Annotated in this window: 18 protein-coding genes, 1 tRNA gene, 2 other RNA genes and 1 pseudogene; 15 read left to right on the top strand and 7 right to left on the bottom strand. The window is 38.7% G+C overall.

Going from position 1 to position 23,875, the window contains the following annotated elements:
• Positions 1-379: 379 nt before the first annotated feature.
• The 3 genes from EAF07_RS07785 (at position 380) to ffs (ending at position 3,266) form a co-directional block, all read left to right on the top strand.
• The gene (locus EAF07_RS07785) at positions 380-1,327 is read left to right on the top strand and encodes a hypothetical protein (protein WP_220702232.1); all 948 of its coding nucleotides are present in this window, start codon (positions 380-382) and stop codon (positions 1,325-1,327) included.
• Complete coding sequence (locus EAF07_RS07780) at positions 1,327-3,027, top strand: alpha-amylase family protein (protein WP_121836016.1); 1,701 nt, start codon at positions 1,327-1,329, stop codon at positions 3,025-3,027. The genes EAF07_RS07785 and EAF07_RS07780 overlap by 1 nt, the downstream gene beginning before the upstream one ends.
• Positions 3,028-3,180: 153 nt before the next feature.
• Positions 3,181-3,266, top strand: an RNA gene (gene ffs, locus EAF07_RS07775) — signal recognition particle sRNA small type.
• A 152-nt stretch (positions 3,267-3,418) separates the two neighbouring features.
• Here ffs and EAF07_RS07770 read toward each other — a convergent pair.
• Positions 3,419-4,072, bottom strand: a complete 654-nt coding sequence (locus tag EAF07_RS07770) for a DUF1129 domain-containing protein (protein ID WP_121836015.1) — start codon at positions 4,070-4,072, stop codon at positions 3,419-3,421.
• Positions 4,073-4,114: 42 nt separating this feature from the next.
• On the bottom strand, positions 4,115-5,059 hold the full coding sequence (locus EAF07_RS07765) for a magnesium transporter CorA family protein (protein WP_121836014.1): 945 nt from the start codon (positions 5,057-5,059) through the stop codon (positions 4,115-4,117).
• Between the two features lie 228 nt (positions 5,060-5,287).
• Here EAF07_RS07765 and uvrA point away from each other — a divergent pair, with 228 nt between their 5' ends.
• A complete protein-coding gene (gene uvrA / locus EAF07_RS07760) occupies positions 5,288-8,119 on the top strand; it encodes an excinuclease ABC subunit UvrA (protein WP_121836013.1) in 2,832 nt (943 codons plus the stop codon).
• A gap of 440 nt (positions 8,120-8,559) precedes the next feature.
• Here the strand turns inward: uvrA and EAF07_RS07755 are convergent, their stop codons facing one another.
• The 5 genes from EAF07_RS07755 to EAF07_RS07735 form a co-directional block, all read right to left on the bottom strand.
• Positions 8,560-8,997, bottom strand: a complete 438-nt coding sequence (locus EAF07_RS07755) for a GNAT family N-acetyltransferase (RefSeq protein ID WP_121836012.1) — start codon at positions 8,995-8,997, stop codon at positions 8,560-8,562.
• A gap of 150 nt (positions 8,998-9,147) precedes the next feature.
• A tRNA-Lys gene (locus EAF07_RS07750) sits at positions 9,148-9,220 on the bottom strand.
• Positions 9,221-9,413: non-coding RNA, 6S RNA (gene ssrS / locus EAF07_RS07745), on the bottom strand.
• A gap of 70 nt (positions 9,414-9,483) precedes the next feature.
• Positions 9,484-10,521, bottom strand: a complete 1,038-nt coding sequence (locus EAF07_RS07740) for an ArsR/SmtB family transcription factor (protein ID WP_121836011.1) — start codon at positions 10,519-10,521, stop codon at positions 9,484-9,486.
• Positions 10,521-11,774, bottom strand: coding sequence for an MFS transporter (locus EAF07_RS07735; RefSeq protein WP_121836010.1), 1,254 nt, complete (start codon positions 11,772-11,774; stop codon positions 10,521-10,523). The genes EAF07_RS07740 and EAF07_RS07735 overlap by 1 nt, the downstream gene beginning before the upstream one ends.
• A gap of 225 nt (positions 11,775-11,999) precedes the next feature.
• Here EAF07_RS07735 and EAF07_RS07730 point away from each other — a divergent pair, with 225 nt between their 5' ends.
• The 11 genes and pseudogenes from EAF07_RS07730 to EAF07_RS07680 all read left to right on the top strand — a co-directional run.
• Positions 12,000-12,395, top strand: coding sequence for a PepSY domain-containing protein (locus tag EAF07_RS07730; RefSeq protein ID WP_121836009.1), 396 nt, complete (start codon positions 12,000-12,002; stop codon positions 12,393-12,395).
• Positions 12,396-12,436: 41 nt separating this feature from the next.
• Complete coding sequence (gene proB / locus EAF07_RS07725; RefSeq protein WP_121836008.1) at positions 12,437-13,246, top strand: glutamate 5-kinase; 810 nt, start codon at positions 12,437-12,439, stop codon at positions 13,244-13,246.
• Positions 13,247-13,255: 9 nt separating this feature from the next.
• On the top strand, positions 13,256-14,506 hold the full coding sequence (locus tag EAF07_RS07720) for a glutamate-5-semialdehyde dehydrogenase (RefSeq protein ID WP_121836007.1): 1,251 nt from the start codon (positions 13,256-13,258) through the stop codon (positions 14,504-14,506).
• A gap of 36 nt (positions 14,507-14,542) precedes the next feature.
• Positions 14,543-15,391, top strand: coding sequence for a helix-turn-helix domain-containing protein (locus EAF07_RS07715; protein WP_121836006.1), 849 nt, complete (start codon positions 14,543-14,545; stop codon positions 15,389-15,391).
• 147 nt (positions 15,392-15,538) lie between these two features.
• Positions 15,539-16,672 (top strand): ABC transporter ATP-binding protein, encoded by a 1,134-nt coding sequence (locus EAF07_RS07710; RefSeq protein WP_121836005.1) that lies wholly within the window; start codon positions 15,539-15,541, stop codon positions 16,670-16,672.
• Positions 16,673-16,763: 91 nt separating this feature from the next.
• Positions 16,764-17,714, top strand: a complete 951-nt coding sequence (gene rsmH, locus EAF07_RS07705) for a 16S rRNA (cytosine(1402)-N(4))-methyltransferase RsmH (protein WP_121836004.1) — start codon at positions 16,764-16,766, stop codon at positions 17,712-17,714.
• 10 nt (positions 17,715-17,724) lie between these two features.
• Positions 17,725-18,048 (top strand): cell division protein FtsL, encoded by a 324-nt coding sequence (ftsL, locus tag EAF07_RS07700; RefSeq protein WP_121836003.1) that lies wholly within the window; start codon positions 17,725-17,727, stop codon positions 18,046-18,048.
• A 3-nt stretch (positions 18,049-18,051) separates the two neighbouring features.
• Complete coding sequence (gene pbp2x, locus EAF07_RS07695) at positions 18,052-20,310, top strand: penicillin-binding protein PBP2X (protein WP_121836002.1); 2,259 nt, start codon at positions 18,052-18,054, stop codon at positions 20,308-20,310.
• Between the two features lies 1 nt (position 20,311).
• A complete protein-coding gene (gene mraY, locus EAF07_RS07690) occupies positions 20,312-21,328 on the top strand; it encodes a phospho-N-acetylmuramoyl-pentapeptide-transferase (protein ID WP_121836001.1) in 1,017 nt (338 codons plus the stop codon).
• Positions 21,329-21,665: 337 nt separating this feature from the next.
• A complete protein-coding gene (locus tag EAF07_RS07685; protein ID WP_121836000.1) occupies positions 21,666-23,009 on the top strand; it encodes a DEAD/DEAH box helicase in 1,344 nt (447 codons plus the stop codon).
• Positions 23,010-23,267: 258 nt separating this feature from the next.
• Positions 23,268-23,747, top strand: a pseudogene (locus EAF07_RS07680) (transporter substrate-binding domain-containing protein); the annotation flags it as partial.
• Between the last annotated feature and the right edge of the window lie 128 nt (positions 23,748-23,875).

Below are 23,875 nucleotides of genomic sequence, written 5' to 3'. Positions count from 1 at the left end.
TTTACCTCATGGGTGCTTTTTTTGTGCACTTTTTTGAAAAATTTACCTCATTTTTACCTTATTTTTTTTAAATGGCTTTTAGAGCCACTTCGCCGACAGACATCGGTATAAGATTAGATAGGGAATGATTTGTTAGAAATAAATCATGTGAATTTCTTAAATATCTGATTACTTTTGGAAAGGTTGACCAGTAAGCTAGTGATCACAATACGCTATATTTTGAGGTGAAATGTCGGTAGCAAAGGCGATTGAACTGATAAGATAATTTACAGTATCAGAATTTTTCGTATAATATTTGAAATACATTGCGATATTATTGAATAGTTGATATACTTTAGATGTAATAAACAATATGAAAATGGTAAAAGGTGGGATTTTTATGGAAACTAAGCAATTCATGGAACGTTTAGAAGGTGTTTTACCAAACTGGCAAGTGCCAGCGATTGAGGGAGATATTAAGCTAGGTGATATGCCAGGAGATCAGATTGCAATTGTGCCACAACATATTGAAAAGGCAGCATTAATTTTTCCGCGTTTGGTGAGTGAAATTATTCAGCATGTGAAAGAAACAAAGTCAGCTAAAGTCGTTGTAGCGGTTAGCGGTGGATCTGGCGTCGGCAAGACAGGTGTTGCAGCCTTGTTTACTTATTTTTTAGAGAAAGTAGGAATAGGCAGTTATACACTCTCAGGAGATAATTATCCTAAGCGTATTCCTGTTTATAATGATGCAGAGCGTTTGAAAATTTTCCGTGAAGAAGGCATTTTACAAATGCTAGCGGATGGTGTGTATAACGAAGAGAATGCTCAGCAATTGCGCACCTTCCAAGATAAAGAAATCGAAGCAGATTGGTCAGTGGTTGAACAATATCCATGGATGTCATCTTATATTAAAGGTGGGATTAAAGGATTAACAGGTTACTTAGGGACAGAAAATGAGATCAATTTTGCACAATTATCACATGTTATTGCGCAATTTAAAGCTGGACAAGGTAAGATTTGGTTGAAACGCATGGGTCGTACAGAAACCTCTTTATATTTTGATGAATTAGACTTTAGTGAGATCAATGTGTTAATCATTGAATGGACACATGGAAATAATGAAGCCTTAGAAGGTGTGGATATTCCAATCTTTTTAAATAGTACACCGACTGAAACGTTACAAAATCGTTTGGCACGTAACCGAGATGGCAAAGCTGATAGTCCGTTTGTGGCACGCGTTTTGGAAATTGAGCAAGAAAAATTAATTAAACAAGCAGCAAAATCAAAAATTATCGTGTCAAATCAGTGTGAATTTATTGACTATCAAGATGTTTTGGAGGCGGAGTAATGACAACTGAATTTAATCTTGGTCCAATGTTAAATGCTTATCCAGACAGTATTGGTGGCAATCTGTCGTCATTGGTTAAACTGTTAAAACAATCAGACTTGCAAGATACTTTTTCATCTTTTTATATTTTGCCAAGTGTGTTTAATAGCGATTTGGACCGTGGTTTTTCAATATTAGATTATCGTTTGAATGATTTAACAGCTACAGCTGAAGATTTAGAAGCGCTGAAATCATTAGGTTTGGACCTGAAATTAGATTTTGTGTTAAACCATCTTTCCGTATTATCTGAACAATTTCAAGATATTATTAACAAGGGTGAAGATTCAAAATATAAAGATTTCTTCATTAACTGGAACAAGTTTTGGGAAGGTTATGGGACGTTAACCCCACAAGGTTATATTCAACCAGATGATCAATATTTGGAAAAAATGTTCTTTAGAAAACCAGGATTGCCTATTTTAATGGTACGTTTTCCAGATGGGAAAGATTATCCATACTGGAATACCTTTTACAACGAGATTCGCTATCCGAAGCTTGAAGCCAATGACCTGATTAAATGGACCAGTTTAAAATATTGGGCAGCAGATGTGTTGAGTCAACGTGTTAATGATACATTAACATCTGGTGGAAAAATCGAAGACATTGATTTTACTGGATTTGAATCTGTAAAAGATACCATTATTGATTATTTACAAGCAAACCGTACCTATATGGGGCAAATGGATTTAAACTTAAATTCACCCTTAGTTTGGGAGTTTTATGAAGATACCTTGTCTAAATTAGCGAGCTATGGTGCGAAAATTATTCGTCTAGATGCCTTTGCCTATGCGCCAAAAGCACCGGGATCAAAAAATTTCATGAATGAGCCTGATACATGGGATTTGCTTGAAAAGATTAAACAGATGGCAGCTAAGCATGGATTAACCGTTCTGCCTGAAATCCATACCAGTTACAGTGAAAAAACGCATGAAGTGATTTCAGATAAAGAATTTATGACCTATGACTTCTTTTTACCGGGCTTGATTATTGATGCGTTGGAGAGTGGTGAAGCGACGCATTTAGCGAAGTGGGCTAATGACATCATTGAAAAGAACATGCGTGTTGTGAATATGTTAGGGTGCCATGACGGGATTCCCTTGCTTGATTTGAAGGGAATTTTGTCAGATTCACGTATTGAAGAATTGATTAACGTGATTGTTGGACGTGGTGGCTACGTTAAAAATTTACATGGTAAGAAAAATATGTATTATCAAGTGAATGCAACCTATTATAGTGCATTAGGTGAAAATGATGCGAAAATGTTGCTAGCGCGTGCCTTGCAATTATTCATGCCAGGAAAACCACAAATCTGGTATTTAGATCTATTTCTAGGTAAAAATGATCATGAAGCTGTTTTACAAGCAGGTGAGGGTGGTCATAAAGAAATCAATCGTACCAACTTATCATTAGAACAAATTGAAGCACAATTAAAAAATGAAGCTGTTCAAGAACAATTGAAGCTATTACATTTCCGTCAAACAAATCCAGCATTTTCAAGTGAAGCAACGGTTTCAGTGAGTCATCAAGATTCAACTATTAAGATAACATGGGAATATAATCACTACACGGCTACCTTAGAAGCAGACTTAACATCATTGGCGTATCGTATCACATCATCACAACCTGATGGAAGGATTACAAACGAAATGAAAAGCTTATAAAGCCTAAACATTGAGACACTTGCCTGACACAAGTGTCTGTTTAAGAAGATTTAATCTAGAAAATAAAATATAAGTATATTTGAAAAATAGGCTACTTGTATATTTTAGGAACATTTTCCTTGCTTGCAAAAATCTAGAAATATGCTATAATTATTTATGGAGCAACAGCTGTGCGTGAAGCGGGTCAGGGGAGGAATCCAGCAGCCCTAAGCGAAGTCAGTTGTGTGCTCTTTTTTTGCGGAATCTAAAAGCCCTTTGAAATCAAGCTTTCAGAGGGGGATAGGCCGCTGCTATCTGCGAACGGATAGGTCTATAGACTTTTTGAATCATAAAACAATAAAAAATCCTTTGAAATGGTGTTTTCAGAGGATTTTTGTTTATATTATAATGATTATCTTTCAACACTAAGTGCATTAGCGACATTGTATTTCTTTTGGAGGAAATAACGAGCACCAAAGGCAAGGGCCCCGATGATAGCAAGTGCTAGTGCTGGGAGTACAGGGTTGATGCTTGCTGGAATAAAGACGCTTGCTACTGTAAAAATGATTAACCATAGTGATGTGACAGCAAAGAGGATTCCCATGCTTTTCGCCCAATGAGGACGATTGCCGTTGTTGATATGGCGGTAAACAAAGTAGTAGATGGCGTACATTGCAGCGCCACCAGTCATTGTGAGGATAAGGAGGGTTAAAATGCCGTAGCTAGTCGCTTCTTTATTGAAAGATTGTATGATGGCATTTAGTAATGAAAATGCTCCGAGGAATAGAAGTGTTGTGTCTAACCACATGAGCCATGGATTGGTATTTTTTTCAACCTTTGCTGCACTTGTTTGCCCAGCTTTTGGGGTGAATGAACCAGCCCAAACGGTTGGAGCTCCTAAGAAGGTACGTGCAGGAATACCTTTTTTCTGATTTTCTTCAATTTGAGGTAAGACCTCTTCTAAAATACTTTTAATCTCTGCGTCAGATTTCCCGTCTTGGATTAATTGATGGGTAGCGATTTTGACAAATTCTTGATTTTTTTTTGTTAAATTTTGAAGTTCCATTTTTTTTTCTTTCTAAATAAATGATTATCCTTAAAACTCTTCTTAGAACCATTTTTTTCTAAAGAAGTAAATAACAACACACGATGACCCTAAGGCAGCTATCATAACGATTAACCAAAACGCATTAGGTAAGCCGTTAAAAGGCATGGTATTATCCTTAAAGTTCATACCGTAAGCTGAGAAGATAACCGTTGGAATATCTAAGGCCATAGTCATTAACGCCAAGGTTTTCATGATAGTGTTCTGATTGTTACCAATAATAGAAGCAGAAGTTTCAGTCATGACATTTAAGACATTTTCATAAATGCTAGCCATCTCAATCGCCTGTTGGGTTTCAATCAGAGTATCTTCCAGTAGGTCTTCATCCTCAGCGTATTTTTTTAAACTTGAGGCATTTCCAGTCAATTTTTTGACAATACGTTCGTTGATTTTCAGAGAAGCCTTTAGGTAAATGATAGACTTCTCCAACTCCATCATATCGATCAGTTCTTCGTTTTTAGTAGCTTTTTCAAGTTCTGCTTCGATTTTATCAGACTGTCTGTCGATGGAACGAAGGGCTGTTAGGAAAAGCTCTGCATTTCGATAGAGAAGCTGAAAAACAAAACGGGTTTTCATGAAGGTGTAGAAATTTCTAACACGACCATTTTTAAAATAATCAAATAGTGGGACATCTTCTAAGCAAGTCGTGATGACAGCATTTTGTGCGACGATAATACCAAGAGGAATGGTCACATAGTAACTTTTGCTGTTGCGTTCTTCTTGCATGGGAACGTCGACGATAATGAGGGTATAATTATCTTCCACGGAGATACGAGAACTTTCTTCCGCATCAAGCGGTGCCCGCAAGTCGGTAATATCAATATTAAATTGCTCTGCTATACGAACAGAGTCCTCCTGGGAAGGGTTTACCAAATTAATCCAAGCCCCTGGCTCGAACGTTTCAATTTCGTTGAATTCTTTAGCAGTTGATAAAAATATTTGTTTCATCAAGCCCCTCCTTCGGATAAAATTTGCCTTATAGGCATACATTTCATTATACTACAAAACGAGTCTTTTGTGGGAACTCTTTTGGGATTTTTGTTATAATGAGTGTTGTCATATTGAGTACTATGCTCAATAAATGAAAGGAAAATGATTAAATGACCTTTTACGATTTTCCACACATGATGTTTATTTGTGGTGGAAAGATGTCGGTTGGTCAGGTTGGTTTTTTATATGCAAGATAAATTAGTAATCCATGGGGCGAGAGCCCATAATTTGAAAAATATTGATGTTGAAATTCCGCGTGATAAATTGGTTGTCGTGACTGGTTTGTCAGGTTCAGGGAAATCATCGCTGGCTTTTGATACGATTTATGCTGAGGGGCAACGTCGTTATGTTGAGAGTTTATCAGCCTATGCCCGTCAGTTTTTGGGAAATATGGAAAAACCGGATGTGGATTCGATTGATGGTCTTAGCCCTGCTATTTCCATTGACCAAAAAACAACCAGTAAAAATCCTCGCTCGACGGTAGGAACAGCGACCGAAATCAATGATTATCTTCGTTTGCTTTATGCGCGTGTGGGAGTTCCTTACTGTGTGAATGGGCACGGGGCAATTGCGGCATCATCTGTGGAGCAAATTGTGGATGAAGTGTTGGAGCTACCAGAGCGTACGCGTATGCAGATTTTAGCGCCGATTGTGAGACGCAAAAAAGGGCAACATAAGACCATTTTTGAGAAAATTCAAAAGGATGGTTATGTTCGTGTCCGTGTTGATGGTGAGATTTACGATGTGACGGAAGTTCCTGAACTGTCCAAGAGTCAAATGCATAATATCGAGGTTGTGGTGGACCGCTTGGTCAACAAGGACGGCATTCGCTCACGTCTCTTTGACTCTGTGGAAGCAGCCCTTCGTCTCGCAGATGGTTATCTTATCATTGACACGATGGATGGTAATGAGTTACTTTATTCTGAGCACTATTCTTGTCCAGTCTGTGGATTTACAGTGCCAGAGCTTGAGCCTCGCCTCTTTTCATTTAATGCGCCTTTTGGTTCTTGTCCTACCTGTGATGGTCTTGGGATGAAGCTAGAAGTTGACCTTGATTTGGTGATACCTTATCCTGAAAAAACGCTTCGCGAAGGTGTTATTGAACCATGGAATCCTATTTCATCGAATTACTATCCAGCAATGCTAGAGCAGGCCATGACTCAATTTGGTGTGGACATTGATACGCCATGGGAAAAGTTATCAGAGGGTGATAGGAATCTTGTCCTTTACGGTTCAGGTGAACGTGAGTTTCATTTCCATTATGAAAATGACTTTGGTGGTGTCAGAGATATTGATATTGTTTTTGAGGGAGTTGTCCCAAATATCAATCGTCGCTACCACGAGACCAATAGTGATTATACACGTAATGTCATGCGTGCCTACATGAATGAGCTTAAGTGTCAGACTTGCCACGGCTATCGCCTCAATGAAGCGGCGCTTTCAGTCCGTGTTGGGGGAGAGACTGGCTTGAACATCGCTGAAATTTCAGATTTGTCTATTGAAGATCATTTGGCACTGGTTAAACAATTAGAATTAGCTGGTAACGACAAGCAAATCGCAGCGCCTATCTTAAAAGAAGTGACAGATCGTTTGACCTTCCTCAATAATGTTGGGTTGAATTATTTGACCCTATCTCGTACAGCAGGTACCTTATCTGGTGGTGAGAGTCAACGGATTCGCTTGGCAACACAGATTGGGTCAAATCTTAGTGGCGTTCTTTATGTCTTAGATGAACCATCTATTGGACTTCATCAAAGAGATAATGACCGCCTCATTTCAAGCCTCAAAAAAATGCGTGATTTAGGCAATACCTTGATTGTTGTTGAGCATGACGAAGACACGATGATGCAGGCTGACTGGTTGATTGATATTGGGCCAGGAGCAGGTCAATTTGGTGGTGAAGTCATTGCTTCTGGTACGCCAGAACAAGTGGCTAAAAATAAAAAATCCATCACAGGTCAGTACCTATCTGGAGCTAAAGAAATTCCAGTACCGTTAGAACGCCGTTCTGGAAATGGACGATTTATTCAGCTCAAAGGTGCTTCTGAGAACAACTTAAAAAATGTTGATGTCAAGTTCCCACTTGGTAAATTCGTCGCTGTTACGGGTGTTTCTGGTTCAGGAAAATCAACCCTAGTCAACGGTATTTTGAAAAAAGTGATTGCTCAGAAAATCAATCGTAATTCTGAAAAACCTGGTAAATATAAGTCTGTTGAAGGAATTGAGCATATCGAGCGCTTGATTGATATTGACCAAAGCCCAATCGGACGGACACCACGTTCAAATCCTGCGACTTATACGGGTGTCTTTGATGATATTCGTGACCTTTTTGCTCAAACTAATGAAGCCAAAATTCGTGGTTATAAAAAAGGGCGTTTTTCTTTCAATGTCAAAGGCGGACGCTGTGAAGCTTGTTCAGGTGACGGAATTATCAAGATAGAGATGCACTTTTTGCCTGATGTTTACGTCCCTTGTGAGGTTTGCCATGGCACACGTTACAATTCAGAAACCTTAGAAGTACGTTACAAAGATAAAAATATTGCGGAAATCCTTGATATGACTGTTGATGATGCGGTAGAATTCTTTGCGGCCATTCCTAAAATTGCTCGTAAGGTTCAAACCATTAAGGATGTTGGACTAGGTTACGTTACTTTGGGACAACCAGCTACTACTCTTTCAGGAGGAGAAGCGCAGCGCATGAAATTGGCTAGTGAGCTCCACAAGCGTTCAACAGGGAAATCCTTCTACATTTTGGATGAACCAACGACAGGACTTCATACGGATGACATTGCTCGTCTCATTAAGGTATTGGAACGTTTTGTTGATGAGGGAAATACCGTTCTTGTCATTGAACATAACCTTGATGTGATTAAGACGGCAGACCATATCATTGACCTTGGTCCAGAAGGCGGTGTCGGAGGTGGAACAATCGTTGCCACAGGAACACCAGAAGAAGTCGCACAAGTCAATGAAAGCTATACAGGACAATATTTGAAACCCAAATTGCATTTGAACTAATACTCATATAAAATCAAAATTTGATAACTTGTATTCATAATTTTTTGGACAGTTAGCCTTATGTGGTAGGGACGCAAGCGACCTCCTAACGGAGTTCCATTGCTTATTTTCAAGCCTAAGGTCTTGAAAATACCCTCGACGATTGACAGAATATAGTCAATCGTCTTTTTACCACGGTGGCAACTGTCTGTTTTGAGCGATTTTGTGGTCGCATTTTAAGCTGGCGCTAAAATTTTTAACTTGTGAATATTGTTTCTGAACAGGATTTTAGTTTCAATATAAATTATAAATCTGGTTAAATTTCTATAGTGTAAAGTTCACAATTTCAGATTTCTGAAATAAATTAAGTATAATATAGTAAAAGACTTACTGTTTAGCATAAAAACTCCTAGACTACTCGTTTTAAGTAACAAGATTCTAGGAGTTTTTTGTGTGTCATATTATAAGATTTTAATCAGATGAGTATCATCGTAAAAAATATAGCCATGCTTGGGGTAAAAGGAATAAGAGGCTCTCCAGTCTTCTTTAGGTTGTCCAAGGTGGACATGAATAGCTGTTTTACCTTCTGCAATTAAGTGTTTTTCTGCGAAGCGAAGTAATTGACTCCCTAAACCTTGATTTTTCAAACGAGGTTTAACAAATAGGCGGTGTAGAAAAACTTCTGAGGAATTTGGAAGAGATGAATAAGCGATGGATCCGATGACCCTATTTTTCTCATCAATTCCCAACCAGAAGTGATCGCTCTTATCTTGGTAAGAGGTTTTAATGGATAATAAATCAGGGTTGATACTTGGAATTCTTCCTAGAGCATCTTTGGCTTCTAGTATCATAAAGATAAGGTCGTCTCGATAAGAGTCTTGGTATTCAATGATTTTCATGTTAATATCTCCCTTAGAATACGAAAAAAAGCCTTACACTATAGTGGGTTTTTTACTTTATTTACCCCCTACAAGAACAAATCTAGAACAAAATACCACTAGACAAAGAAAAAAGCCTTATAAATCAAGGCTTTAGACTGTTGAATCATATACCCCCTACAGGGCTCGAACCTGTGACCCATAGATTAAGAGTCTACTGCTCTACCAACTGAGCTAAGGAGGCAAGAAAGCTGTATTGGCACCGGTGATTCACGTTTTGTATTGAACCCGCGCAATAAAGCAGGTGGGCAACTCGCTCCTCCTTAGTTGTTTCCGCGTGAAACGGCCTACATACTGGAGGAAGACTTTTGTTTCCCTAAAAATACAAAAAATAGTCGGTCAACACATTGATGTGAATTCGTATGCCACAGCAATATTTCTGTACCATTATGATACCACTTTTTAGAAAAATTTCAAGGGCATTTTTAAAATTTTTGAAAACGCTTGTTATAAGTCAAAATCAGACTTGATTTTCTCAAGACATTGCGCCATGAAAGCTTTATTGAGCCTATAGCGGGCTTCGTCTTTATCAATAGCAAAGCTGAGCAATCCAGCATTGAGCAGTTTTTGGATGTGGAAAGATACGTTAGCGGGAGTGATGCCTAGCTGTGCAGCTATTTCTTTATTTTTCATTGTTGAGTGAGAGACGATATTTAAAATATCATAACGAACGGGATCAGCTAGAGACTTGATGGCCAAATCCAAAGTGTCTTTGCTGAGATTGTGTTGTTGTCGTCCTTTGAGAATGATTTCTGCTCTGGCGTAAGTATAGACGTAGATAGGTTTTTCTAAGTCTAACTCATCTGTAGTAATGATGTGACTGAGATGTAGTGGTGAAGTGACAAAAACTTTTAGGGCAGATTTTTGACTTTTTGAGAGGTATTTTTTGATATCAAAAATAGAGTCGCTAAAAAGTTCCATAATGTCAAGCTGATTGATTGTCTCTAGCACCTCTTTTTCGTATTTTTCATAAAACGGTTGATAGAGAGGGATAAGCTCTTTGTAGAGGTCAACCATGCCTTCGACGGTTTCTTTAGGGTGATGATATGACCAAAAGACGCGCCATTTGGTACTCTCTTTTATCATGTCATCCTCTAAGAGGTTAAGAAGATCTTCCTCGGTTTCGATGACTTGGCCTTCAGGTGCGATAAGATTTAGTAAAAGGGAGCGGATTTTTTCTTCTGAAACCGCTAAAACAAGTGGATAAAGTTCTTCCATTGTTTTAGGGTCGTGGCCTTCTTCTAATAGATAGCGGTAAATACTATCTATAATATGGCCATGGTTTGCTCCGCGGTAAAATTTGTGAAGACGTGGTGTATAGGGCTCTAATATTTTTTTGATGGTTTCAAAATCATTAAACACCTCTTGAAAAGTTTGACGTTCTTCAAATGTTAGATCAATTTGACTAGGATCGAAGTAGCTGATGCTTGGTAGCCAAAGAAAATCCATGATTTTACTTTGATGTTTACTGATAAAAATATCCATTATATTACTTTCTTTCTGATAAAGTCATTAATAGTATAACCTAAAAGTCCTAGACTGAGCAAGAAAAGAAGAAGCGTCAGCCATTTTACCGAAAGAAATAACATCAGTCCTGACATCAGTAATCGTGTGATTACAATCCCCGTAGTAAACCAGGTATAAATGCCAGCAGACACAGTAGCAATTTTATTCTCAGAGATTCTAGTGTAAATTAGGGTGTTTAGTTTAGGATTGATAGCACCCGAAATGATTCCTATAGGAATAAGGAAAATGAGAATGAGCCAGATATTCTGAAGATAATAAGCAAAAATAAGAGCAGAAAACAGCGCGGAAGCCACTTGTAGGGTGTGAGAAATAGAAAGATTTTTTAGGAGATTCATACTTAAAATTCCCCCTAGAATCATGCCGATAATATTAGTGGTTTGAAAAATTGCTAAGGTTGTAGCTGCATTAAAGATTATAAACTCTTTATTATGACTCATAATAAGGGTCAACAATGTGATTAGAACAGCACCTAGCCCATTTAGGACAGGGACAATAATCATACAGGCTTTTAAGTCAGGAATAGCAGCCATTTCTGACAGAGTTAGCTTCAAGCTTTGCCACATATCTTTGAAAATATTACCAGACCTTTTGTTTTCAGAGGTTTCTAGAGGTTTTTGGACAAAAAGCTGAGCAATACGAGGTTTAATGATTGTGTACATGAGAAGAGATACTGCAAATGTCGCAGCATTGACAAAGGCTAACTGGGAAAAACTCATCATCGTAATAAATAAGGCACCAGCAGATTGAAATAAGAGATTGGTTGTTAATCCTAAACTTTGGCTAAATCCCATGTATTCTGCTCTGGCTTCGTTAGGAATAATTCTTAAACTAATAGGGATGTAAAGACCATTCTCATATTGTCCCGCGACATCAGAGAAAAAATTAAAGATAGCCGCCACGATGACAATCCATAAAGCTGGTTCAAAGGTCATGATAAAGCCTAGAATCGTGTAAATAGTAATACGAAAAACTAATGTTAATTGAATAGCCTTTAATTTATCTTTGGTTTTATCAGACCAAAAACCTGTTATGAGACGACTAAAGGTAGGAAGGGTTTCTGATAAGGTAATAATAGATAAAGCAAAATTAGGATTTGGAAGAAATAAGACATAGTTCATCAGAGCCATGTAATAAAGAGTATCTCCAAAATTTGACAGAAGATCAGAGGCAATAACCGCTAAATAAGTTTTGTTGGCAAAAATCTTTTTCATAAAAACACCTCAAGTAATAATTAAAGTTTTAAATAAAGTAATTACTTGAATAAATTATAAAACTAATGCATTATAAAGTCAATATTTAATTCAAAAATAAAGCATATATCTAATTCTATCCTTTTCTTAACGAAAACTTAAACGAAGATTAGTCATGAACAGATTTTTTGACTTTGAAAGTTTTGATATGATAAGATGACTTTAATCTAAGATTGGAGTATTAATATGACTTTGAAAAAATTGAGTTTATTTGGTTTAGCAGCTTTAACTACTTTGACTTTAGTTGCTTGTGATTTTGATGATGATAAAGATGAGGTAGCTGTACAGCAGAGTACCACTCAACAGACTTCACAAAGTGCTTCAGAAACAAGCACACAAACGACTGGACAAGCTGGTGCCTATAGCCCTGCTATTTCTCAAGAAGATGCTGTGAAAAGAGCTCTTGAAGCAGCCGGCCTAAAGCAAGAGGAAGTTATCAATTTGACAGTTGAGCAAGATTTTGATGACATGCCACATAGCTATGATATTGAGTTTGTCAAAGATACTACAGAATACAGCTATTCTATTGATGCTGATTCAGGTAATGTTTTGGAACAAAGTCAAGAAAACGTTAATGACTAATATGACAGAAAACCGTGCGTTGGCACGGTTTTTAGTGTATAATGTTGACTATGAAAAGAGATTTTAAAACCGTAAAAAGACTTGTTATTAAGATTGGAACAAGTTCTTTAGTCTTACCAACAGGAAAGATTAACCTTGAAAAAATTGATCAGTTGGCTTTTGTTATTGCTAGTTTGATGAATAAGGGAATGGAAGTTGTTCTCGTTTCATCTGGTGCGATGGGATTTGGCTTAGATGTTTTAGGACTTGCTAAGCGTCCTAGCGAAATGGCAGAGCAACAAGCAGTATCTAGTGTGGGGCAGGTGGCGATGATGAGCCTTTATTCTCAGATTTTTGCCCACTACCAGACCAATGTGTCTCAAATTTTATTGACACGTGATGTGGTAGAATTTCCTGAGAGTTTAGCCAATGTTACCAATGCTTTTGAAAGTCTATTTAGCATGGGAATAGTCCCTATTGTCAATGAAAACGATGCGGTCAGCATTGATGAAATGGACCATCAGACTAAGTTTGGAGACAATGACCGTTTATCAGCTATTGTGGCTAGCATCACGAAGGCAGACTTATTGATTATGCTGTCAGATATTGATGGGTTGTTCGATAAAAATCCGACGATTTATGACGATGCTAAGTTGCGTAACCATGTTCCTGAAATCACAGAAGAGATTTTAGCTTCTGCTGGTGGCGCCGGTTCTAAGTTTGGAACAGGCGGTATGCTTTCTAAAATCCAATCAGCACAAATTGTCTTTGAAAATGATGGGCAGATGGTATTGATGAATGGTGCCAATCCGCGTGATATTTTGCGTGTTCTAGATGGCGAACACCTAGGAACATTGTTTAGTCAGAAGTGAGGAAAGAGTATGACCTATATTGAAACTTTAGGAAAACAAGCTAAAAAGGCAGCGCGTGACTTGCTCAGCCTTTCCACCAGTGAAAAAAATGCTCTCCTAACCTTGGTAACCAAGCGTTTAGTCAGTGAAACAGCGCTACTTTTGACGGAAAATGCTAAGGATTTGGCACAAGCTAAAGAAAATGGGATTTCCGAGATTATGACAGATCGCCTTCGTTTGACACCTGAACGAATTGAAGGAATTGCAGAAGGGGTTCGTCAGGTAGCCGATTTGGAAGACCCGATTGGTCAGGTGGTACGTGGCTATACGAATTTGGATGGTTTAAAGATTGTTCAGAAACGAGTGCCTTTAGGGGTGATTGCCATGATTTTCGAAAGTCGTCCCAATGTCTCTGTAGATGCTTTCTCGCTCGCCTTCAAGACCAACAATGCTATTATCTTACGTGGTGGACGTGATGCTATTAACTCAAATAAAGCCCTAGTATCGGTCATTCGTCAGGCGCTAGCAGATGGCGGTGTCAATCCTGATGTGGTTCAGTTGGTTGAAGATACTTCGCACGCTGTTGCAGAAAACTTGATGCAGGCAGTTGATTATGTTGACCTGTTGATTCCACGTGGTGGTGCCAAATTGATTCAAACGGTTAAAGAAAAATCAAAAGTGCCAGTGATTGAGACTGGCGTTGGGAATTGTCACATTTACGTGGATGAGTTTGCTGATTTAGAAATGGCGACGAAGATTGTCCTTAATGCCAAAATCCAGCGTCCAAGTGTGTGTAACGCGGCAGAATCTTTAGTGGTCCATGAAAAAATAGCAGAGCAGTTTTTGCCAATGTTGGAAGAGGCGGCTAATCAGGTACAGCCAATTGAATTTCGTGCGGATGAGAAGGCATACGCCCTCTTAAAAACAGCCGTTCCAGTAACAGAAGAAGACTATGCCACAGAGTTTTTAGACTATATCATGTCTGTCAAGGTGGTTTCGAACTTGGAAGAAGCGATTGCTTGGGTTAATACCTATACGTCATCGCACTCAGAAGCCATCGTGACTCGTGACCTTGTGGCAGCCGAGAAATTCCAAGACCAAGTGGATGCGGCAGCGGTTTATGTCAATGCCTCAACTCGTTTTACCGATGGCTTTGTCTTTGGCCTTGGCGCTGAAATCGGTATTTCAACGCAAAAAATGCATGCGCGTGGACCAATGGGGTTAGAGGCTTTGACATCTACAAAATTCTATATCAATGGTCAAGGACAGATTAGAGAATAACAAATGAAGCATGACAAATTTAGAAAGTGAGCTTGGATGAACTGGCAAGATTATTTTCCTAATGCCCAGAAAAGTCAGCAAAAGTCAGACGATACTGGAATTCAAAATCTTCCATTGGAAAAAGAATGGTTACAAATTCCTAAAGAAGATTTGACTGATAGAGAGCGATTTTTAATCACCTTATTCTCAACAACGGCTGAGGATAGGCCGGTATTAACCAATCCTTGGTTAGAATTTTTAATGGGAAGAAGCTCTCAGTTGCCAGCCTCTTATCCAAATTACCAATTTCTCTATCTTGAGCATTCCCAACCGTTTACGGAGGAGTTGCTAGAATTGTTGGACCAACTTCTTTTGGGACGTGTGGCAACCATTTCACTTGGATCATATCGGACAGCTCTGCTATTGACTCAAGAACAAGGAAGTGACATCACTGAGCTTTTGAAGGAGCTTTTGGTGACCATTGAAAGCGACTTTGGGCTATCGCTTAGTCTTTTTCTCGGGAATAGCTGGGCGCGGATAGATGATGAGCATCTGAGACAGCTTTTTCAGGCGGAAACGACTCTTTTTACTGCCTACCTAGCGGGTCATTCTTCTGAAAAAATGCAGAGCTTTGCAAAAATGTTGCTCTGGGCATTGAGCAATGGGCAAGAAGTGGGAGTGTTCAAGGAAGCACTTAACTATTATTTGACCCTGCAAAATGAGGTTCCAGATATGGTAGCAGCCCTGTGGGAAAGCCACGGCAATCAGGTACAAGCGGCGCAAAAACTTTTTTTGCACCGCAACAGCCTCCAATATAAACTGGATAAATTTCAAAGCCTGTCAGGGCTGAATTTGAAAAAGTTAGATGATTTAGCGCTGTGCTATTGGTTATTATTGGAAAATTGAGGGCGTAGGCTCTCTTTTTTTAGCTCCTACATGAAAACGTTTTTATTTTTGTGCAACTTGCCCAAAAATCTAGTTAAGGTGTCCATAGCAGTGTGAAAGCGCTTTTGATATACTTATTTCAACAATAAAAACAAGGAAGTAAGATGTATGACAACTCTTAAACTTAACAATATTTACAAAAAATACCCAAAAAGCACTCACTACTCTGTTGAAAACTTCAACCTTGATATTAAAGACAAAGAATTCATCGTTTTCGTAGGTCCTTCAGGTTGTGGTAAATCAACAACCCTTCGTATGATTGCAGGTCTCGAAGATATCACAGAAGGTGAATTTTACATTGATGACAAACTCATGAATGACGAAGCACCTAAAGACCGTGACATTGCCATGGTTTTCCAAAACTATGCCCTTTATCCGCATATGACTGTTTACGATAATATGGCTTTTGGTCTTAAATTGCGTAAATATAGTAAAGATGATATTGATAAACGTGTGCGTGAAGCGGCTGAAATTCTTGGATTGACTGAATTCTTGACACGTAAACCAGCGGATCTTTCTGGTGGTCAACGTCAACGTGTTGCCATGGGACGTGCTATTGTCCGCGATGCCAAAGTGTTCTTGATGGACGAACCATTGTCAAACTTGGATGCCAAACTCCGTGTCTCAATGCGTGCTGAAATTGCCAAAATTCACCGTCGTATTGGTGCAACTACCATCTATGTTACCCACGACCAAACAGAAGCGATGACGCTTGCTGACCGTATCGTTATCATGAGTTCAACGAAAAACCCAGAAGGTTCAGGAACCATTGGTCGCGTTGAACAAATCGGTACACCACAAGAACTTTACAACGAACCAGCTAACAAGTTTGTAGCAGGATTTATCGGAAGCCCAGCGATGAACTTCTTTACCGTAACGTTTGACAATGGTGTGCTTCGCAGTGAAGATGGTATCGAACTTGCTCTTCCAGAAGGACAAGCTAAGAAGCTTGAAGCAGCTGGCTACAAAGGTAAAAAAGTTATCTTTGGTATCCGTCCAGAAGATATTTCTGGAAACCCAATCGTTCAAGATACTTATCCAAACGCGACAGTTAAAGCGGAAGTGATGGTATCAGAGCTTCTCGGAAGTGAAACCATGCTTTACGTTAAAGTTGGATCAACTGAATTTGCCTCACGTGTTGATGCGCGTGACTTCCACAATCCCGGCGAGAAAGTAGACTTGACATTCAATGTTGCTAAAGGTCATTTTTTTGACGTTGAGACTGAAAAACGTATTAAATAAGCTACTCCTAAATCCAACCCGCAGAGTCTGCGGGTTTTTGTGCTTTTCAAATTTTAGACAGATGCTTCTGCTTTATGCTATAATAAAAGTTATGACTAAAGAATTTCATCATGTGACCGTACTTTTACACGAAACCGTTGATATGCTTGACGTTAAATCGGATGGTATTTATGTTGACGCGACACTTGGGGGAGCGGGACATTCTTCTTGTCTCCTTTCTAAATTAAGTGATAAGGGGCATCTTTATTGCTTTGATCAAGACCAAAAGGCTATTGACAATGCTCAAATCAAGTTAAAAGACTATATCGATCGCGGTATGGTTACCTTTATTAAGGATAATTTTAGAAATCTAAAAATGAACCTAGCCCAGCATGGAGTCTATTCTATAGATGGGATTCTTTATGACTTAGGGGTTTCTAGTCCTCAGCTTGATGAGCGTGAACGTGGTTTTTCTTATAAAAAAGATGCTCCGCTTGATATGAGAATGAATCAAGAAGCTAGTTTGACGGCTTATGAGGTGGTTAATAGCTATCCTTACCAAGATTTAGTGCGTATCTTTTTCAAATACGGTGAAGATAAATTTTCAAAACAGATTGCTCGTAAGATTGAGCAAGCTAGGGAAATTAAACCGATTGAAACAACGACTGAATTGGCTGAACTCATTAAGTCAGCTAAGCCAGCGAAGGAACTTAAGAAAAAAGGACATCCCGCAAAACAAATTTTCCAAGCCATTCGTATTGAAGTTAATGATGAGCTTGGTGCCGCAGATGAATCCATTCAACAAGCGATGGAGTTACTTGCAGTAGATGGGCATATCTCTGTTATTACGTTCCATTCTTTGGAAGATCGTTTGACCAAACAATTGTTCAAAGAAGCGTCTACAGTGGATGTTCCGAAAGGCTTGCCATTTATTCCAGATGACCTTAAACCAAAGTTTGAATTGGTGTCTCGTAAGCCGATTTTACCAAGTGATGAGGAATTGGCAGTTAATAACCGCGCTCATTCCGCAAAACTTCGAGTTGCTCGAAAAATACATAATTAAGGACAATATTATGCCAGAAGACAAGAGACAAGAAGCGCTTAGTCAGGTTGTTCAAAGACGTATTCGCCAATTTACAAGACTGGAGAAGGCGTTTTATGGGACAATTATTTTGACAGCTATTGTAATGGCGATTAGTCTCATCTATATACAAAGTCGTAATCTCCAGCTCCAACAAACGATTTCAGAGTTGAATGGGGAGTTGAATCTGAAACAGACGGAGTATAATAACGCCAAACAAGAAGTCAATGAATTGTTACAACGTGAGCGCATTATAAAAGTAGCAGAAGAAGCTGGTTTAGTACCCAGATCAGAAAACATTCAAAAGGTTGAGTAAGTTATGAAAAAGTTAATACAATTCTTTTTGAATTATGTTGTTAAAGATAGAAAAACTCCTGCGAGCAATCGAAAACGAGTAGGTCAGAATCTCATGATTTTGAGCATATTCGTCTTTTTCGTGTTTCTGATTAACTTTGCTGTTATCATCGGTACTGATAGTAAATTTGGAACGGATTTGTCAGAAGGGGCGGAGCAGGTTTATCAATTACAAGTTAGGCAGCAGGCTAAGCGGGGCACCATTTATGACCGTCATGGAAATGTTATCGCAGAAGACTCGACAACTTACTCAGTCTATGCGGTAATGGATACTTCTTATGTTGACGTTTATGGGAATAAACTTTATGTCAAGAAGTCTCAATTTAAAAAGGTAGCAGATATCTTTCATGAGCATTTAGGCATGAAAAAAGATTATGTTATCAAACAATTAGAGCAAGATAATCTATCTCAGACTGCCTTTGGCGTACAAGGGAATAATTTAAATTACAGTACTATGTCTGCTGTAGCAGAAGCAGTTGATAAAGCTGGTATTAAAGGAATTGATTTTTATACCAATCCAGGACGTATGTATCCTAATGGGACCTTTGCATCGCATTTTATAGGACTAGCTCAGTTGATGGAAGACGAAAAAACAGGAAGCAAATCATTCACAGGTACAACAGGAATGGAATATGCTCTTAATGAAGCTTTATCTGGAACTGATGGAATTATTAGTTATCAAAAAGATAAAAATGGTAATGTTCTGTTAGGGTCTTCAACTCCAGTGAAAGCAGCGATCAATGGTAAGGATATCTATACAACCTTGTCACAACCCTTGCAGGTTGCCTTAGAGACGCAGTTGGATCTTTTGGCAGAAAAAACGGTTGCAAAATTCATTAGTGCTACTTTGGTAAATGCTAAAACAGGAGAGATTTTAGCGACAAGCCAACGTCCGACTTACAACGCAGATACCCTTGAAGGCTTAGATGGGGAAAAAATAGGAACCTGGAATAGTTTGCTTTATCAAGGGAATTATGAGCCGGGTTCTACAATGAAGGTTTTCACATTGGCTTCTTCAATTGATAATGGAACATTTAACCCAAATCAAACTTACTATAGTGATAAGTATGAGCTTGCAGACGCTGTTATCAGGGACTGGGATGTCAATATGGGCTTATCTAGTGGAAACTATTTAACGTTGTCTCAAGGTTTTGCTTATTCAAGTAACGTTGGTATCCTGCATTTACAACAAGGGATTGGAACAGATAAGTGGATGAATTACTTATCAAAATTCCGTTTCGGTACGCGTACGCGTTTTGGAATGAGTGATGAAGAGGTCGGTAATCTTCCAGAAGATAACCTTGTAACCATTGCTCAGTCTGCATTTGGTCAGGGGATTAATGTGACCCAAATTCAAATGTTGCGCGCTTTCACATCAATTAGTAATAATGGTGTTATGCTAGAACCTCATTTTATTGGGCAAATTTATGATCCGAACACGGAATCTAGTCGTACGGTTGGACCAGAAATTATTGGGAATCCTATTTCATCGGAGGCTGCTACTGAAACGCGTCAGTACATGGTGACGGTTGGTACGGATCCAATATGGGGGACACTCTACTCAAAAACACTGGGGAGTCCAGTTATCCAGGTTGGTAATGAGAGTATTGCTGTAAAATCAGGTACAGCTCAGATTGCAGCCTCAGCAGAAGAAGGTGGTGGCTATCTTCAAGGGTCAAATGACACAATCAACTCTGTCATTGCAATGATTCCATCAGATGATCCGACCTTTATGATGTATGTTACTATTCAGCAACCAAAAGTTTGGACAGGATTAGAATACCGTGATATTTTTAATCCTATCTTGGAAGAAGCTCTGTTGATGGAAAAAGAATTAACCCAGCCAATCACACCGATTAGTGAAAAGACAACAGCTTATAAAATGCTTGATGTTATTGGGAAACCATCAGGAGATACAGCTGATATTCTCAGACGAAATATTGTTCAACCTGTTATTGTTGGAAATGGTGAAACGATAACCAAAGCGTCTGTTGATAAAGGACAGAAATTAGCTTCAAATGCCCAAGTTCTTCTATTGACAGATTCTCTAAAAACGGTACCTGATATGTATGGTTGGACCAAGAAAAACATGGATATTTTTGCTGAATGGCAAGGGATAGATGTCACTTATAAAGGCTCAGGAAGAACGGTTGTTAAGCAGAGTATTGACACCGGAAAAGACATTTCTAAGATAGATAAAATTACGATTACATTGGGAGATTAAGATGTTATTAAGTATTATAGCGGGTCTGGTAGCCTTTGGGGTAACCATCATAGCCATGCCACATTTTATTCGATTTTTTCAAATCAAAAAAATTGGTGGACAACAAATGCACGAAGATGTGAAACAACATCTTGCCAAAGCAGGGACTCCGACCATGGGGGGGACTGTATTTCTTGTTGTAGCGATTGTAGTCAGTTCGGTCTTTTTTATGATTGCTAGTATGGTAAAGGCTGATTCGATGTCATGGACAGCTGTTGCAGGTATTTTAGCTGTTTTAGCCATTTATGGTACCATTGGATTTCTTGATGATTTCTTGAAAATTTTCAAACAGATTAATGAAGGACTGACTTCAAAGCAGAAAATGGCGGCGCAAATCATCGGTGGTATCTTGTTTTATTTTCTTCATGTCCATTCAAGTGGTCATGATAGCTTAAATGTTTTTGGCTACCAACTTCATTTAGGAGTTTTCTATTTGGCCTTTGTTCTATTTTGGATTGTAGGTTTTTCAAACGCTGTCAACTTAACAGATGGTATTGATGGCCTAGCTTCCATTTCAGTGGTGATTAGCCTGTTTGCTTATGCGGTTATCGCTTACGCACAAGGGCAATTAGATATTTTCTTAGTTATTGTTACCATGATTGGTGCCTTACTTGGCTTTTTTGTCTTTAATAAAAAACCAGCTAAAGTGTTCATGGGTGACGTGGGGTCACTTGCTCTTGGAGCTATGCTTGCCACACTCTCAATTACCCTTCACCAAGAATGGACCTTGCTCTTTATTGGAATTGTCTATGTTTTTGAGACAAGTTCCGTGATGCTTCAGGTCACTTACTTCAAATACACTAAGAAAAAATATGGTGAAGGACGTCGCATTTTCCGTATGACACCTTTCCACCATCATTTGGAGTTAGGTGGGCTTTCTGGAAAAGCAGAGCAATGGAGTGAATGGAAGGTTGATGCTTTCCTATGGGCGGTAGGAACAATTGCTAGTCTGATCACGCTAGCGCTTCTTTACCTCTGATTGTAAAATTCAGCCAGCGAAAGCTGGTTTTTTGTTTGAACTTGATTGACTGAGTAAATGAGAATAATAATCATCATCCGAATGTCGTGAACGAAGAAACTAACCAGAGCTTTTTTGAGTATTTTTTGGTATAATAGTAAAGCTATCATAGAGAAAGGGATGTTCAGTTGATTTTGTTTAGAACTGAACAGGGGCAAAATTTTTACAGGAAATCTGGCAGCACCAATTGAGAAGGTGTTAGAAAGTTCATTGCTGAGAGGTTAGAGCGATTTTTTAACATCAAGTTATGCTGTTTAGGGTTTTAGTGAAATGAGACTATTGCTTCAATATCTTACACATGTCATTTAAAGATTTTAATTTTAAAAACTATATTCAAGATGCTTTGGAGGAGATTAAGTTTATTAATCCCACTCCGGTACAGCAGAAATTAATTCCGGTGGTACGCTCTGGTCGCGACCTTGTCGGAGAATCTAAAACAGGATCAGGTAAAACACATACATTCTTGTTACCGATTTTTGAAAAAATTGATGAAAATGGAAAAGATGTTCAGGTGGTTATCACAGCACCATCGCGTGAGCTTGCTACTCAGATTTATCAAGCGACAAAGCAGATTGCGGATCATTCTGAGACAGAGATTCGAGTGGTTAATTATGTTGGTGGGACAGATAAGCTTCGTCAGATTGAGAAGTTGAAGGTTGCACAACCGCATATTGTTATCGGTACGCCAGGGCGCATTTATGATTTGGTTAAGTCAGGTGATTTGGCGATTCATAAGGCGCATACATTTGTTGTTGATGAAGCAGACATGACGATGGATATGGGCTTTTTGGATACTGTTGATAAGATTGCAAGTGCGCTACCTAAACAAGTGCAAATCTTAGTCTTTTCTGCAACTATTCCTCAGAAGCTTCAGCCGTTTTTGAAAAAATATCTGACGAATCCTGTCATGGAGAAAATCAAAACATCGACAGTTATTGCAGATACAATTGATAACTGGTTGATCTCTACAAAAGGTCGTGATAAGAATGCTCAGATTTTAGAATTTGCTAAAGTTTTGAATCCATATTTGGCGATGATTTTCGTTAACACTAAGGAACGTGCGGATGACTTGCATAGTTATCTGGTCTCCAATGGTTTGAAAGTTGCTAAAATTCATGGAGGTGTGCCGCCTCGTGAGCGTAAGCGTATCATGAATCAGGTTAAAAACTTGGATTATGAGTATATTGTAGCAACTGACTTAGCGGCACGTGGTATTGATATTGAGGGTGTTAGCCATGTTATCAATGATGCCATTCCTCAAGATTTATCATTCTTTGTGCACCGTGTTGGACGTACAGGTCGAAATGGTCTATCAGGCACAGCGATTACACTCTATCAGCCAAGTGATGATTCTGATATTAAAGAACTTGAGAAATTGGGCATTGCCTTTGTCCCAAAAGTTTTAAAAGATGGAGAATTCCAAGATACTTACGATCGTGACCGTCGTGCCAATCGTGAAAAAGTCTATAAAAAACTTGACACTGAGATGATTGGTCTAGTGAAGAAGAAAAAGAAAAAAGTAAAACCAGGTTACAAGAAGAAAATTCAGTGGAAAGTTGACGAAAAACGTAAGAAAGAACGCCGTGCAGAGGCTAGAGCTAAAGGACGTGCTGAACGTAAGGCAAAAAAACAAACATTTTAAGAAAGGGAGAGTGGGACCTAAAATGTCTCATCCTCTCTTTTTTTGTAACCTGATATAAATTCTTTATAGCGGTGATAGATAAGAGGTATTAGGCAAGCTATCTTTTCTGTGTTATTGTAAATATACCGTCTAAATGAATTATTTTTGAAGTGTCCTTGCTTGAAGGGCATGATAAGGTGACAAGGTTATTCTGATTTAGGAGAAGCAGAATTCTCCGAATTACTGATTTTGATAGGATTTTAGAGTGGTTAAGAGATGATGAAAAGAGGTTGTATTGTGAAAAAATTATTTTGGTCCCTTGCTCTAGTTAGCATTACGGTAGGTATTATCGCAGGATGTGCTCAGACTTCAAAAGAGTCGTCTGAAAAGTCTAAAGTGACCTTAACGGTAGCTACGGATTCTGACACAGCGCCCTTCACTTATAAGGAGAATGATGACTTTAAAGGTTATGACATTGATGTTGTCAAAGCAATCTTTAAAGATTCCAAGGAGTACGATGTCACATTTGTGACAACAGCCTTTGATTCGATTCTAGCTGGTATTGATGCTGACCGTTATCAGATTGCTGCAAATGATTTTAATTACAATGAGCAGCGAGCTGAAAAGTATCTTTTCTCTGATCCGATTTCAAAATCAAACTATGCAATTGTTTCAGCCAACGGAACGGAATATGACAGTTTAGATGATCTCTCTGGCAAAACAACAGAGGTTCTCCCTGGCTCAAACTATGCGCAGGTTCCACGACAAACGCATGAAATCTTCTATTTCCATTTTGCAAGTGTTGAAAGTTTTTTGCCCTAAAGCAATTGTTTTAAATACTTGTCAAAGGACAGACTTAGGGCATATTTCTTACGACGCAGACTCAT

Origin of the sequence: Streptococcus hillyeri, from assembly GCF_003686955.1 — a bacterium.
Taxonomy (GTDB): domain Bacteria; phylum Bacillota; class Bacilli; order Lactobacillales; family Streptococcaceae; genus Streptococcus; species Streptococcus hillyeri.
This window is presented reverse-complemented; position numbering and strand designations above follow the sequence as displayed.

Coding starts and splice junctions, on each gene's coding strand:
- EAF07_RS07755 (WP_121836012.1), bottom strand. CDS start 8,997: ATGAAAATCATTGAATACCAAGACTCTTATCGAGACGACCTTATCTTT.
- rsmH (WP_121836004.1), top strand. CDS start 16,764: ATGACTAAAGAATTTCATCATGTGACCGTACTTTTACACGAAACCGTT.
- EAF07_RS07780 (WP_121836016.1), top strand. CDS start 1,327: ATGACAACTGAATTTAATCTTGGTCCAATGTTAAATGCTTATCCAGAC.
- mraY (WP_121836001.1), top strand. CDS start 20,312: ATGTTATTAAGTATTATAGCGGGTCTGGTAGCCTTTGGGGTAACCATC.
- EAF07_RS07765 (WP_121836014.1), bottom strand. CDS start 5,059: ATGAAACAAATATTTTTATCAACTGCTAAAGAATTCAACGAAATTGAA.
- EAF07_RS07685 (WP_121836000.1), top strand. CDS start 21,666: ATGTCATTTAAAGATTTTAATTTTAAAAACTATATTCAAGATGCTTTG.
- EAF07_RS07735 (WP_121836010.1), bottom strand. CDS start 11,774: ATGAAAAAGATTTTTGCCAACAAAACTTATTTAGCGGTTATTGCCTCT.
- EAF07_RS07720 (WP_121836007.1), top strand. CDS start 13,256: ATGACCTATATTGAAACTTTAGGAAAACAAGCTAAAAAGGCAGCGCGT.
- proB (WP_121836008.1), top strand. CDS start 12,437: ATGTTGACTATGAAAAGAGATTTTAAAACCGTAAAAAGACTTGTTATT.
- uvrA (WP_121836013.1), top strand. CDS start 5,288: ATGCAAGATAAATTAGTAATCCATGGGGCGAGAGCCCATAATTTGAAA.
- EAF07_RS07715 (WP_121836006.1), top strand. CDS start 14,543: ATGAACTGGCAAGATTATTTTCCTAATGCCCAGAAAAGTCAGCAAAAG.
- EAF07_RS07785 (WP_220702232.1), top strand. CDS start 380: ATGGAAACTAAGCAATTCATGGAACGTTTAGAAGGTGTTTTACCAAAC.
- EAF07_RS07730 (WP_121836009.1), top strand. CDS start 12,000: ATGACTTTGAAAAAATTGAGTTTATTTGGTTTAGCAGCTTTAACTACT.
- EAF07_RS07710 (WP_121836005.1), top strand. CDS start 15,539: ATGACAACTCTTAAACTTAACAATATTTACAAAAAATACCCAAAAAGC.
- EAF07_RS07740 (WP_121836011.1), bottom strand. CDS start 10,521: ATGGATATTTTTATCAGTAAACATCAAAGTAAAATCATGGATTTTCTT.
- pbp2x (WP_121836002.1), top strand. CDS start 18,052: ATGAAAAAGTTAATACAATTCTTTTTGAATTATGTTGTTAAAGATAGA.
- EAF07_RS07770 (WP_121836015.1), bottom strand. CDS start 4,072: ATGGAACTTCAAAATTTAACAAAAAAAAATCAAGAATTTGTCAAAATC.
- ftsL (WP_121836003.1), top strand. CDS start 17,725: ATGCCAGAAGACAAGAGACAAGAAGCGCTTAGTCAGGTTGTTCAAAGA.